This is a genomic window from Arthrobacter sp. ISL-30, from assembly GCF_018613855.1.
Lineage (GTDB): Bacteria > Actinomycetota > Actinomycetes > Actinomycetales > Micrococcaceae > Arthrobacter.
This window is the reverse complement of record NZ_JAGGPK010000014.1, coordinates 1-12,258: the sequence shown is the minus strand read 5'-3', so window position 1 is coordinate 12,258 and position 12,258 is coordinate 1. Positions and strand designations below refer to the sequence as shown.

The 12,258-nt window shown below is 63.6% G+C and carries 12 protein-coding genes and 1 pseudogene; 7 read left to right on the top strand and 6 right to left on the bottom strand.

Annotation, left to right across the window (positions count from 1 at the left end; genetic code table 11):
* The first annotated feature begins 122 nt into the window (after window positions 1-122).
* Window positions 123-707 carry a DivIVA domain-containing protein gene (locus J7E82_RS06125; RefSeq protein WP_214861567.1) on the top strand — a complete coding sequence of 195 codons (585 nt, stop codon included), beginning with the start codon at window positions 123-125 and terminating at the stop codon, window positions 705-707.
* A 72-nt stretch (window positions 708-779) separates the two neighbouring features.
* On the opposite strand, the gene J7E82_RS06120 is transcribed toward J7E82_RS06125, so the two are convergent.
* The 4 genes from J7E82_RS06120 to J7E82_RS06105 are packed head-to-tail and all read right to left on the bottom strand — an operon-like array spanning window position 780 to window position 4,597.
* On the bottom strand, window positions 780-2,255 hold the full coding sequence (locus J7E82_RS06120; protein WP_214861565.1) for a cation acetate symporter: 1,476 nt from the start codon (window positions 2,253-2,255) through the stop codon (window positions 780-782).
* A gap of 7 nt (window positions 2,256-2,262) precedes the next feature.
* Window positions 2,263-2,625 carry a hypothetical protein gene (locus J7E82_RS06115; protein ID WP_214861564.1) on the bottom strand — a complete coding sequence of 121 codons (363 nt, stop codon included), beginning with the start codon at window positions 2,623-2,625 and terminating at the stop codon, window positions 2,263-2,265.
* A complete protein-coding gene (locus tag J7E82_RS06110) occupies window positions 2,622-3,341 on the bottom strand; it encodes a LytTR family DNA-binding domain-containing protein (RefSeq protein ID WP_214861556.1) in 720 nt (239 codons plus the stop codon). Before J7E82_RS06110 ends, J7E82_RS06115 begins: the two co-directional genes overlap by 4 nt.
* 32 nt (window positions 3,342-3,373) lie before the next feature.
* Window positions 3,374-4,597: a histidine kinase gene (locus tag J7E82_RS06105; RefSeq protein WP_214861554.1), complete on the bottom strand. Its 1,224-nt coding sequence runs from the start codon at window positions 4,595-4,597 to the stop codon at window positions 3,374-3,376.
* 208 nt (window positions 4,598-4,805) lie between these two features.
* Here J7E82_RS06105 and J7E82_RS06100 point away from each other — a divergent pair, with 208 nt between their 5' ends.
* Complete coding sequence (locus J7E82_RS06100) at window positions 4,806-5,186, top strand: DUF485 domain-containing protein (protein ID WP_214861553.1); 381 nt, start codon at window positions 4,806-4,808, stop codon at window positions 5,184-5,186.
* Window positions 5,187-5,197: 11 nt separating this feature from the next.
* On the top strand, window positions 5,198-6,814 hold the full coding sequence (locus tag J7E82_RS06095; protein WP_214861551.1) for a cation acetate symporter: 1,617 nt from the start codon (window positions 5,198-5,200) through the stop codon (window positions 6,812-6,814).
* Window positions 6,815-6,910: 96 nt separating this feature from the next.
* Here J7E82_RS06095 and J7E82_RS06090 read toward each other — a convergent pair whose 3' ends face one another.
* Window positions 6,911-7,366: a hypothetical protein gene (locus tag J7E82_RS06090; RefSeq protein ID WP_214861549.1), complete on the bottom strand. Its 456-nt coding sequence runs from the start codon at window positions 7,364-7,366 to the stop codon at window positions 6,911-6,913.
* A gap of 20 nt (window positions 7,367-7,386) precedes the next feature.
* Window positions 7,387-7,860, bottom strand: a complete 474-nt coding sequence (locus J7E82_RS06085; RefSeq protein WP_214861542.1) for an Lrp/AsnC family transcriptional regulator — start codon at window positions 7,858-7,860, stop codon at window positions 7,387-7,389.
* A 194-nt stretch (window positions 7,861-8,054) separates the two neighbouring features.
* Here J7E82_RS06085 and pdhA point away from each other — a divergent pair, with 194 nt between their 5' ends.
* From pdhA to J7E82_RS20575, 4 genes and pseudogenes are all read left to right on the top strand, one after another.
* Window positions 8,055-9,221, top strand: coding sequence for a pyruvate dehydrogenase (acetyl-transferring) E1 component subunit alpha (pdhA, locus tag J7E82_RS06080; RefSeq protein WP_214861783.1), 1,167 nt, complete (start codon window positions 8,055-8,057; stop codon window positions 9,219-9,221).
* Window positions 9,221-10,231 (top strand): alpha-ketoacid dehydrogenase subunit beta, encoded by a 1,011-nt coding sequence (locus J7E82_RS06075; protein WP_214861540.1) that lies wholly within the window; start codon window positions 9,221-9,223, stop codon window positions 10,229-10,231. The genes pdhA and J7E82_RS06075 overlap by 1 nt, the downstream gene beginning before the upstream one ends.
* Before the next feature lie 8 nt (window positions 10,232-10,239).
* On the top strand, window positions 10,240-11,691 hold the full coding sequence (locus tag J7E82_RS06070) for a dihydrolipoamide acetyltransferase family protein (RefSeq protein WP_214861538.1): 1,452 nt from the start codon (window positions 10,240-10,242) through the stop codon (window positions 11,689-11,691).
* A gap of 283 nt (window positions 11,692-11,974) precedes the next feature.
* Window positions 11,975-12,258 (top strand): annotated as a pseudogene (locus J7E82_RS20575) (HNH endonuclease); the annotation flags it as partial.

Genomic DNA, 12,258 nt, shown 5'->3' with positions numbered 1-12,258 from the left:
TTCCGACTTCTTCCGTTCCGGCGTTCCGTTCCGGCGATGCGGACGCCTGCGGACACGGGCGGAGCCATAGAATGTTCCGGAGCAGCAGGAGCGCAAGCATTGAAGGATTTGAAGGATAGGTAGTGGAAGTGGACATCCGACGCCAAATTCCCGCGTCATTTCAGCGCGTCGAGCGCGGCAAATACGGCTACAACGCCAAGCAGGTGGACCAGTTCCTCAAGCGTGCCCGGGTCTCCTTTGAGGCACCCTCCACGGAGCCGCACAAGATCGGCAGCATCGATGTCCGGGCTGTGTCCTTTGACCCCGTCAAGGGTGGCTATGACGCCTCGGACGTTGACGCAGCGTTGGACCGGCTGGAAGATGCTTTTGCCCGGCGCGAGCGCGATGAGCTGATCGAAGCCCAAGGCGAGGAGGCCTGGCTCCGGCAGATCGGCAGGCTGTCCAGCATCCTTCGCGGACGCCTCCACCGGCCCGACGGCGAGCGGTTCCGCCGCCCTGCAGGGAAGAAGGCGCGGGCTTACAACATTGACGACGTCGACGGCCTCTGCCACGAACTCATCGGTTACCTGGAAGAAGACCAGCCGCTAAGTGTCGACAGCGTTCGTCGAGCGGTCTTCCGCCAGGCAAAGGGCCAGGACGGCTACGAGGAAACCCAGGTGGATGCCTTCCTGGACCGGGTGGTCGAACTGATGGCGGCCATCGACTGAAACAAGCAACTCGGGGTCGGATACGGCCCATCAGGGCATCCAGGATGGGCCGTATCTGACCCCGCGTTGCATCTAGCGGGGGGAGCGCTCAGTAGCCACAGGCCGTTCCGGAATGTGCAGGCGTGACATGATCCGGCCCGCGGAGGGGGAAACCCGGTTCTTCGTGGCCAGCGATACCAGCACCATCACGGCAAAGGCCGTCGGCACTGTCCACGCTGCCGGCTGCGCGAGCCATCCCGGCGCGCTGGCTGCACCGAGCACCGTCCCCGTCACCATCGCACCACCGCATAACAAGGCGCCGGTGACCATGCCGGTGATGGCGCCGGCGTCGGTCAGGCCCCGCCACCATATCCCCAGCAGCAGGACCGGGCAGATCGTCGACGCAGTGAAGGCAAACACCAGGCCGACGCTTCCCGCCAGGGCAAACGAGTCGGTCAGGAAGGCGAAGCCGAGGGGGACGACGGCGGCAAGGAGCGCAGCCAGCCGGAAGCCGCGCACGCTGCTGCCCAGGAGGTCCTGGCTGATAACCCCCGCGAGGGAGACGACCAGGCCTGACGTCGTCGATAGGAAAGCAGCGAAAGCCCCGGCAACCACGAGCGCAGACAAGAGTTCACCCGCGGTTCCGCCGACCAGCCTGCCGGGCAGGAGCAGCACCAGGGCATCGGCCTGGCCATTGCGGGCGAGTTCGGGAGCGAACACGCGGCCCACCAGACCGGACGCTGTGGGAAAGAGGTAGAAGACGGACAACAGGCCCAGCACGATCAAGGTAGTGCGGCGGGCGGAGCGCCCGTCAGGGTTGGTGTAGAAGCGGACCAGGACATGGGGGAGCCCCAGGGTTCCGAAGAGCAGAGCGACCATCAGCGAGATGTTCTGGTAGGCCCCGGCGGCGGGAAGGGACGTCGGATTGGTCCCGGGTTGGGACACCGCGGGAACCCCATTTCCGGCGAGGGCCAGCAGCACGAACACCACGGGAACGGCCAGGGCTGTGAGCTTAAGCCAGTACTGGAAGGCCTGGACGAACGTGATGGAACGCATGCCGCCGGCCACCACGGTCAGGCACACCACCACTACGACGGCGACGGAACCCAGCCAGGAGGGAAGTCCCGTGGTGATGCGGATAGTCAATGCCGCCCCATGGAGCTGGGGAACGATGTAGAGCCAGCCCACGGCAACCACAACAAAGCTGGTGACACGACGAACCGCTTTCGAATCCAGCCGGGCCTCCGTGAAGTCCGGAATCGTATAGGCGCCCGAGCGGCGCAGGGGAGCGGCGACAAACAGCAGCAGCATGAGGTACCCCGCTGTGTAGCCCACGGGAAACCAGAGTGCGTCAGTTCCGGAGAGGAGGATCAGGCCGGCCACTCCGAGGAAGCTCGCCGCTGACAGGTATTCGCCGCCGATTGCCGAGGCATTCCACCAGGGCTTGACGGTGCGGGAGGCCACGTAGAAGTCCCCTGTGGTTCGCGAGATGCGCAGCCCATAGAAGCCGATGGCCGCCGTCGCGAGGGAGACGGCGATGAAGGCGGCAAAGCCGACCGCCGGATTCATGCCCGCCTCACTTGTCCTCCACAAGGTCCCGGTAGCGTGCCTCGTTGCGGGCGGCGGCCCGGTTGTAGAGCCACGCGCTCAGGCCGATGACCGGATAGATCCCGACACCCAGGAGCACCCAGTCAAACGGGATGCCGAAGAGCCTCGAGTCGGCTAGTCCGGGGACAAGCGCCAGCAGCAGGGCAAAGGACACGAGGATGAGCAGGAAGCCCGAGGCAATCACAACTGCCAGTCGCAGCTGGGAACGGATGAGCGAACGGACAAAGACCCGTCCGACGTCGGAGTCCTCCCCGATTTCAAGGGGTCGGGCAAGCCTGCCGGAGGCTGATGCCGCTGTGGAGCGCGGCCCGGTGACACGGACGCGCGTCATGCCTGCGGCCGGATCCTTGTGGCCTCAAGCTTTTCCCGGACGGAGGGAAGGTGGCGGCGGCTTATGGGCAGTTCGGCTCCGGCCACTGTCACACTGGGGCCGGCGGCCGCGAGTTTCAGGCGGCTGACGTGATTCAGGGCGATCAGGTAGGAACGGTGGATCCGGAGGAACCCGGCCTCCGCCCATTGCTGTTCAAGGTCACTGAGCGGTACCCGGATCAGGTAGCTCGCTTCGGCCGTGTGCAGCCGGGCGTAATCGCCCTGGGCCTGGACATAGCTAACGTCGTCGCGCCGGATCATGCGGGTGGTGCCGCCCTGGTCGACGGTGATCATTTCCGGACTTGAGTCACCGTCCTTCATCAGCTCGCTGATCCGCCCGACCGAACGGGCGAGACGCTCCGCCCTCACCGGCTTGAGCAAATAGTCGACGGCGGCAAGTTCGAACGCCTCAAGCGCACAGTCCTCGTCCGCGGTGACGAAGACAACGGCCGGTGGGCTGCTGCTGCGTGCGATGGCCCGGGCGATGTCGAGCCCCGAAACGGCCGGCATGTGGATGTCGAGGAACACGGCATCGACTTCCCGGGACTCCAGGGCGTGCAAGGCTTCTGCACCCGATGAAGCGCGATAGATGGCACCGATGCGCTCATCCCTGCCGAGGAGGAAGGCAAGTTCCTCCACAGCGGGCAGCTCGTCGTCGGCGACGAGGACGTTGATCATGATTAAAAGACTAGCCCCAGCCCCGTAGCGCTTCAGGCGTCGTGCCCTGGCTGCGACTTGGGCACCCGCATCGTGATGAGGGTGCCCTCGTTCGGCGCGGTTTCGATGACCAGGCCATGGTCGTCTCCGTAGACTTGGCGCAGGCGGGCGTCGACATTGCGCAGACCCACATGGTCGCCGTCGGAGTGCCCGGCGAGGACCGAGCGGAGGTGTTCCGGGTCCATGCCGACCCCGTCGTCTTCAATGGTGACTTCCGCAAAGGCGCCGGAATCATTGGCACAGATGGTGATGTGACCAGGGCCTTCCTTGGCTTCAAGGCCATGCCGAACGGCATTCTCCACAAGCGGCTGGAGGCTCAGGAACGGTATGACGGTACTGAGGACTTCGGGCGCGATTCGCAGGCTCACCTGGACGCGGTCGCCGAAGCGCGCCCTTTCGAGCAACAGGTAGCGGTCAATGCAGCGAAGCTCTTCCGCAAGGGTGGTGAAGTCGCCATGGCGCCGGAAGGAATAGCGGGTGAAATCGGCGAATTCCACCACAAGCTCCCGCGCACGGGCGGGATCTGTATTTATGAAGGAGGCGATGGCGTTCAGCGAGTTGTAGATGAAATGGGGGCTGATCTGCGCCCGCAGCGACCTCACCTCCGCCTCCATCAACAGGGTCCGGGAGGCATCCAGTTCAGCCAGCTCCACCTGGGCGGCGACCCAGCCGGCGACCTCGTCCGTGGCCCGCACCAGTCCAGCCCCTGCCGACGGCGCAAAGGCCGCCACAACCCCCACCACCCGCGATCCCGCGCGAATCGGGGCGATCACCGCGCTGTGCACCTGGGAATGGTTCCTGCCGTGGGAATCGTGGTCGTTTCCGAGGTGCGGATGCGGCAACGAGGATGCAGGTATCACAGCGGTGTGCCCGTCGGAGAGCACATCCGCGGCAAGGTTCATGAGATGCGGCTTCAGTTCTTCCGCGCCGCCATCCCAAGCCAGGATTTCCATGGTGTTGGTGATGGCGAGGGCATCGCAGCCCAGGAGCGTGCGTAGTTGCTTGCTTGCCTTGGCAGCTCCGGCTGGCTGCAGGCCATTGCGCAGGTGCTGTCCAGCCCGTGAGGCCGCGTGGAGGGTGTTGTAGGTGGCCCGCTCGGCATCCGTGCCGAGCTCCCGGTAGGACTTCATCACCCGCAAACCCACGGCCGCGACGACGATGACGGCCATGATGATGACCGCTATTGCGGCGGCGGTAAAAAGCGGGGACTCGGGCATACCGCAAGCGTAGCGAAGACAGTGGCCAGGAGCGTCTGCCCTTGTCGCATCGCGGTTGTCGAACCGCCGTTTGTCGCACTCTGGCAACCGCTGGGCGACGCCCGGCGGCAAAGCTCTGGAATGTGGGTCGGAGCGCGATTGATAGTGATTGCAATCACATTGGCAGGCGCGTGCGGCTGATGTGAACCAGTCACAATCAGGAGGAATTATGGGTAACGACGCCCAAACCCCGGAAGCGGCAGTGGACGTGGATTTCCAGGAAGTCCAACAGACGGAGCGGTTCAAGGAACTGCGCAAACGCCACCGCAGCTTTGTCTTTCCCATGGCCATAGCGTTCCTGCTGTGGTACTTCGCATATGTACTGTTGGCCGACTACGCGGTGGGCTTCATGTCCATAAAGGTCTGGGGGAACATCAACGTTGGCCTGATCCTGGGACTGCTGCAATTCGTCTCGACGTTTGGAATCACGGCCTGGTACGTGAGCTACTCCAACCGGCGGCTCGATCCCATTGCGCTGGAAATCCGAGGCGAAATTGAGGGCCACGAGCACGACAAGCACACCAGCGCCGTAAGCGGGGTCGCCAAGTGAACAGTATTGCCATGAACGGAATGGTCCCAGCAGTCAACGTCGCGGCTCTGAAAGACACCACGCTCCTGAACATGGGCATTTTCGCCCTGTTCGTCCTCGTCACGATGGTGATCGTGTTCCGGGCAAGCCGGAACAACAAGACGGCGGCTGACTACTATGCGGCAGGGCGGTCATTCACCGGTTCGCAGAACGGTACGGCCATCGCGGGAGACTACCTTTCTGCGGCGTCGTTCCTCGGCATCACTGGAGCTATCGCCATCAACGGCTACGACGGGTTCCTTTACTCCATCGGCTTCCTGGTCGCCTGGTTGGTTGCCCTGCTCCTCGTTGCGGAACTGCTGCGCAACACAGGCAAGTTCACTATGGCCGACGTCCTGTCCTTCCGGCTCCGCCAGCGGCCGGTGCGAATCGCCGCTGCGCTGTCCACCCTGGCCGTGTGCTTCTTCTACCTCCTGGCCCAGATGGCCGGAGCGGGTAGCCTGATCTCGCTGCTGCTGGGCATCAGCGACTGGGGCGGCCAAGCCCTGGTGATCATCGTCGTCGGCGCCCTCATGATCATGTACGTGCTGATCGGCGGCATGAAGGGAACCACGTGGGTCCAGATCATCAAGGCAATCCTGCTGATCGTCGGTGCTGGAGTCATGACGCTCTGGGTCCTCTCCATCTATGGCTTCAACCTCTCCAACCTTCTCGGCTCTGCCGCCGAGGCGGCGAACAACCCCAACGTCCTGAACCCCGGCCTGCAGTACGGCAAGAGCGATACCTCCAAGCTGGACTTCATGTCACTTGGACTTGCCCTGGTCCTCGGCACCGCGGCGCTGCCCCATGTGCTCATGCGCTTCTACACAGTTCCGACCGCGAAGGAAGCCCGCAAGTCCGTGGTGTGGTCCATCTGGCTGATCGGACTCTTCTACCTGTTCACGCTGGTCCTCGGTTATGGCGCAGCGGCGCTGGTGGGTGCGGAAACCATCAAATCGGCACCGGGCGGCGTCAACTCCGCTGCACCGCTTCTGGCCTTCCACCTCGGCGGGCCGCTGCTCCTGGGCTTCATCTCGGCGGTCGCCTTCGCAACCATCCTCGCGGTGGTGGCCGGGCTGACCATTACCGCAGCGGCATCGTTCGCCCATGACATCTATGCGAACGTCATCTCCAAGGGCAAAACCAAGCCGGATGCTGAAGTGAAGGTGGCCCGCCGGACTGTCGTAGTGATCGGCGTCCTGGCGATCCTGGGCGGCATCTTCGCCAACGGCCAGAACGTCGCCTTCCTGGTGGCGCTCGCCTTCGCGGTAGCGGCCTCGGCCAACCTGCCCACGATTGTCTACTCCCTGTTCTGGCGCAGGTTCACCACCCAGGGCGCGGTCTGGAGCATGTACGGCGGACTGGGGGCGGCCATTGTGCTGATCGCCTTCTCGCCGGTGGTTTCCGGAGCAAAGACCTCGATGATCCAGGGAGCGAACTTTGCCTTCTTCCCGCTGAGTAACCCGGGCATCGTGTCCATTCCGCTGGCCTTCTTCCTCGGATGGCTGGGAACGGTGCTGGACAAGCGCCGTGAAGACGCCGCCAAGCAGGCTGAGATGGAAGTCCGGTCCCTCACCGGCATCGGCGCTGAAAAGGCCGTCGACCACTAAAGGGAAAGCGAACTTCACCAGGCTTCGTCGATGAGAGAAGGGCTCCCGCGCCAGTGGCGCGGGAGCCCTTCTGCGTGAGCTCAGTTCTGCGGAAACCTAGTTCTGCGGGAGCAGGCGAAGCGTGACGATCTTCAGTTCGTCGGTGCCCTCGAACCGGTAAGCCAGCTCAATGCTCTTTCCGGAGCAGTCGAGCTTACCGGCGACGTCGGCGGCGTTGGTTCCGTTCCTGGAGCTGACGTCTACGGTGCTGTAGCTGGGCCTGCAGGTGTCATCCAATTCGAGGCTTTCAACCCCGCTGGTGAATTGATCCCTGCTCAGTTGTTCCATGAGCGAGGCATCCAGGTATTGGTCGTACGCGTGGTGTGTCTCGCCGCGGATCAGGAGATTGGTGAAATCGTCTGCCAGGGTCCGGGCCTTGTTGCTCGCATTGCCCACAAGATTCATCAGGATCGCAACCCCCACGATCGCCAGTATGACGACTCCACCCAGGATCCCCAGGACAATCCCGAGCCACTTCCGCTTCCTGGCCGGAGGGGGAGGGGTGCCATACATGGGTGATGCCGCCGAGGGGTTCAGCTGGCCTGGGAGCCGCGGTCAAGCAGCGGCTGGACACGGAAGGGGATCAGCTCGCTCATGGCCAATGCCGTATCGGTCCGGTCTACGCCGTCGCACGCAAGGATCTTTCCGTTAATCCGGAAGAGGTCTTCGGCGTCGAGGGCCACCACCCGGAGCAGCAGGTCCGCCGAGCCGGTCAGTCCGTGGCCTTCCAGGATTTCGGGAATTCCGGAGAGCTCGGCGGCCAGTTGACCGAGCTTTTGCTGCTGCACGTGCACAGAGATGAACGCCATCAGGGGATAACCGAGGGCAGCAGGATTAATTCGTCGTTCGAAGGAGAGGAAGGCGTGCTTTTTCTCAAGGAGGGCCATTCGGGCCTGCACTGTATTTCGAGATAAGCCGAGCTTTTGGGCCAGAGCAACCACTGTGCCCCGCGGATCACGGGCCATGGCCGAAAGGAGCCTTGCGTCAGTGCCATCCAAAGCTTGCATACTGCGCAACGTTAGCACGGTTCTCGACCCCCAAGCGGGGCATAATGCTCAGAATATTTGGCAGCAGTTGTACCCGTTGAGCGTTGTGAGTATGGTCACAATTAACCCGGGGCAACGGTGCCCGGGTGCCGGCCAACGGCGGGATCACGAGTCTTGAACGGGCCGGTAATCCGATGCTGGAAGGTGCGATCAACGTGTTGACGGATGAGGTGGGCCCCGGCGCAAACAGCCCCGGCGGCCAAGGGAACGGAACAACGAATCCCCTACGGACCGGAGGGAACCTGGTCCAGCTGATTTCCCCGGCGGGGGAACGCATCAACCATCCAGAATTTGACGTCTGGATCAAGGACGTTAGTGACTATCAACTGCTCTCGCTCTACGAGGACATGGTGGTCATCCGACGCATCGACACGGAGGCAACGGCGTTGCAACGGCAAGGGGAGCTTGCCCTGTGGCCGCCCCTCCTGGGCCAGGAAGCATCCCAGATCGGCTCCGTAAGGGCCATCCGCAGTGACGATTTCATATTTCCCAGCTACCGGGAGAGCGGAGTGGCTTACTGCCGCGGCGCGGAGCTTGGCGAGATCATTCGTCCCTGGCGCGGCAACGCCCTCTACGGCTGGGACCCGCACCGCATTAATATGGCGACTCCCCAGATCGTCATCGGCTCGCAGACGCTCCATGCCACCGGCTACGCCATGGGTATCCAGAACGATGGCGCCGACATCGTTGCCTTCTCCTATCTAGGCGACGGGGCAACCAGCGAAGGCGACGTCAACGAGGCCATGGTGTTCGCGGCCAGCTACCAGGTACCGCTGGTCTTCTTCTGCCAGAACAACCACTGGGCCATTTCCGAGCCCGTCCGCCTGCAGTCCCGCGTGCAGCTGGCGGACCGCGCCACGGGTTTTGGCATTCCGAGCATGCGCGTGGACGGCAATGATGTCCTGGCCGTGATGGCGGCCTCGCGTATTGGCCTGGACAGGGCAAGGAAAGGTGGAGGGCCAACCTTCATCGAGGCCGTTACCTACCGTATGGGACCGCATACGACGGCGGATGACCCCACCAGATACCGTGACGCGAATGAACTGGAGGATTGGGCCGCGAAGGATCCAATCGTCCGGCTGAAGTCCCTACTGTCTGTCAAGGGCCTGCTGGGTGAGGAAGCCCAGGCAAGTGTGCAGGCCAAGGCGGACTCGGTGGCCCGCGAATTGCGCGACGCCTGCGCTACTATGCCGGATCCTGCACCCCTGGACGTTTTCAACCACGTCTATAGCACGCCACATTCATGGATCGACCACCAAAAAGACCACTACTCGCGTTACCTGGCGAGCTTCGGTGGCTCCTCCCAGGAAGGTGCACTCTGATGAGCCAGCTGACTTTTGCCCGCGCACTCAATGCAGGCCTTCGCAAATCCCTCGAAAACGATCCCAAGGTAATCCTGATGGGGGAGGACATCGGAACCCTGGGCGGGGTCTTCCGCATAACCGACGGGCTTCAAAAGGACTTCGGCAAGCACCGTGTAGTGGATACGCCCCTGGCCGAATCGGGAATTATCGGAACTGCCGTCGGGCTTGCCTATCGTGGCTACCGGCCCGTCTGCGAAATCCAGTTCGACGGTTTCATCTATCCGGCTTTCGACCAGATCGTCAGCCAGATGGCCAAGCTTCACTACCGCACCATGGGCCGGGTCAAGATGCCCATCACCATCCGTGTCCCCTTCGGCGGCGGCATCGGTTCCCCCGAACACCATTCGGAATCGCCCGAAGCGTACTTCACCCACACCTCCGGGCTGCGCGTCGTCAGCGTCTCCAACCCACAGGACGCCTACACCATGATCCAGCAGGCCATCGCGTCCGATGATCCGGTCCTTTTCTTTGAGCCCAAGCGCCGCTATCACGACAAGGGCGACGTGGACGAGGCGAAGGACCTGGCGCAGGCGCTGTCGATGGAGAAGGCCCGGGTGGTCACCGAAGGCAAGGACGTGACTCTCGTGGCCTACGGCCCCCTGGTGAAGACGGCCAAGGACGCGGCGATTGCTGCCGCAGACGAGGGTGTTGCCATCGAGGTCATTGATCTCCGCTCCCTGGCGCCGATCGATTTCCCCGTCCTGGAAGCGTCCGTCCGCAAGACCGGCCGCCTGGTGATCACGCATGAGGCTTCCCAGTCCGGCGGACTGGGCGCCGAGATCGCCGCGAGCATCACGGAGCGCTGCTTCAACTACCTGGAAGCATCGCCGGTCCGTGTCACCGGATTCGATGTTCCCTACCCCTACTCCAAACTGGAGATGCACCATCTGCCCGATCTGGACAGGATCCTCGACGGCGTCGACAGGACCCTCGGCCGCCCCAACTCGTTGAGCGGGCTGGAAGGGTGAGCGTCACCATGATCAAGGAATTCAGGCTTCCGGACCTCGGCGAAGGCCTGACGGAATCAGAGATCCTTAGCTGGAAGATTGCCGTGGGCGACACGGTGGAGCTGAACCAGGTGATCGCCGAAGTGGAGACGGCCAAGGCCGTTGTGGAGCTGCCGTCGCCTTTCGCCGGAAAGGTCGCCGCGCTGCACGAACAGCCGGGAGCCGTCGTCGAAGTCGGTAAACCAATCGTGTCCTTTGAGGTGAGCGACGACGCCCCGGCCGCCACCGCGGCCGAGGCTCCACTACCGCCCGCCTCAGAGCCTGCACCACCGCCCGCCTCAGAGCCTGCACCACCGCCCGCTGCGGAACTGACTGCAGCCTCACTAACGGCCCGGACGGAAGCCACCGAGCCGACGTCGGGCTCTCCAGGTGAAGCAAAGCCTGCCGTAAGGCGCGAGCCGAACCTGGTGGGGTACGGAGCCTTCGTTGAAGAGACGGGGCGTCCGGTGCGCCGCGCTCGCAGGCTTATGGAGACGTCTACGGCAACACTTCCCGCCCAGCCTTCCACGCGCCCGCGTTCTACGCCGCCTGTCAGGAAACTGGCGCGCGATCTCGGCGTCGATCTGGCCTCCGTGCCGGGAACGGGGCCGCAGGGGCTTATTACCAGGGAGGACGTTCAGGGCTATGTAGGCAAGGACGTCGGGGGGGCCACCGAAGGCGAAACCGGGGTCGGCCAACCTCTTGTCCCCGACGGTGCGGCTGCGCGGGAACGGACGGTGGAACGGGAACAAAGGGTACCCATCAAAGGGGTGCGCAAGCATACTGCCGCGGCCATGGTGGCCAGTGCCTTCACAGCGCCGCATGTCACGGAGTTCCTGACGATCGACGTCACGGCAGCCATGGACCTCCTGGACAGGCTCAAGGCCAGCAGGCTGTTCGCGGGTCATAAACTCACTCCGTTGACGCTGGTCGCCAAGGCGCTGCTGGTGGCGCTTCGCCGCAATCCGACGCTCAATTCCCGGTGGGATGAGGAAAACCAGGAGATAGTGCAGTTCAACTATGTGAACCTGGGCATTGCTGCCGCTACTCCTCGAGGGCTCACCGTGCCCAACATCAAGGATGCCGACGCCATGCCGCTGCTGGAGCTGTCGGAAGCGCTGTCCACCCTTACTGAGGCTGCCCGTGCCGGAAAGAGCACCCCCTCGGACCTCTCTGGCGGAACCATTTCCATTACAAACATTGGTGTCTTCGGGATCGATGCCGGAACACCAATCCTTAATCCCGGGGAGGCTGCCATCCTGGCGATGGGTGCTGTCCGGAAGGCACCCTGGGAATTCAACGGCGGTGTTGCATTGCGGCAGGTGATGACGCTGAGCCTGTCGTTCGACCACAGGCTGGTGGATGGCGAACAGGGCTCCCGTTTCCTGGCCGACGTCGGATCGATCATGTCGGATCCCGCGATGGTGCTGACAATGGTTTAGCCACGGACAATGCTGCTGCGGCCGCCGGTCTCCCGGCGGCCGCAGCGTTCGGTTCAGTTCCCCGGTCTAGTCGGGTCGCGGCGAAGAAGTTTCGTTGACCGCTTGCGGCGGGCTCATGAATCGTGAATCGAGGCTAATACGCGGGGGGTGTAACGGGGGCGGGCGCCAGCGGTGCCGGCCTTTGGACGACCAAACGGCCTGGCCCAGGTGCGCCCGGCCCATCGGACCGTTCAGCAAGAGTCCATCCCCCTAAAATGTCGGAGGGTTCTGGGAAGCTTTGGCTATGGACGGCATTGAGGAATCGCAGCTGACGCTGGCGGCTGCGCCCCGCGGCGGGGAACTTCCCAGCGCCGCGGTGCCGGCCGGCGGTGTTCAGGAGCTGATTGCCGCGGTGCGTGGCCTGCGGTTGGCATCTGACAGTGCCGGGCTGATCGATCAGCTGCGTGGGCTTGAGGACCTCAAATCAGCGGTTGCCGGGTTGCAGGCCCGGATCGCCGTCGCCTTCGACGCCGCCCAGCGCCGCGCCCAGGCCGACGCCGGTGTCCGGGCAGCGGAGCAGGGCCACGG

Coding starts and splice junctions, on each gene's coding strand:
- J7E82_RS06120 (WP_214861565.1), bottom strand. CDS start 2,255: ATGAATCCGGCGGTCGGCTTTGCCGCCTTCATCGCCGTCTCCCTCGCG.
- J7E82_RS06115 (WP_214861564.1), bottom strand. CDS start 2,625: ATGACGCGCGTCCGTGTCACCGGGCCGCGCTCCACAGCGGCATCAGCC.
- J7E82_RS06110 (WP_214861556.1), bottom strand. CDS start 3,341: ATGATCAACGTCCTCGTCGCCGACGACGAGCTGCCCGCTGTGGAGGAA.
- J7E82_RS06105 (WP_214861554.1), bottom strand. CDS start 4,597: ATGCCCGAGTCCCCGCTTTTTACCGCCGCCGCAATAGCGGTCATCATC.
- J7E82_RS06100 (WP_214861553.1), top strand. CDS start 4,806: ATGGGTAACGACGCCCAAACCCCGGAAGCGGCAGTGGACGTGGATTTC.
- J7E82_RS06095 (WP_214861551.1), top strand. CDS start 5,198: ATGAACGGAATGGTCCCAGCAGTCAACGTCGCGGCTCTGAAAGACACC.
- J7E82_RS06090 (WP_214861549.1), bottom strand. CDS start 7,366: ATGTATGGCACCCCTCCCCCTCCGGCCAGGAAGCGGAAGTGGCTCGGG.
- J7E82_RS06085 (WP_214861542.1), bottom strand. CDS start 7,860: ATGCAAGCTTTGGATGGCACTGACGCAAGGCTCCTTTCGGCCATGGCC.
- J7E82_RS06075 (WP_214861540.1), top strand. CDS start 9,221: ATGAGCCAGCTGACTTTTGCCCGCGCACTCAATGCAGGCCTTCGCAAA.
- J7E82_RS06070 (WP_214861538.1), top strand. CDS start 10,240: ATGATCAAGGAATTCAGGCTTCCGGACCTCGGCGAAGGCCTGACGGAA.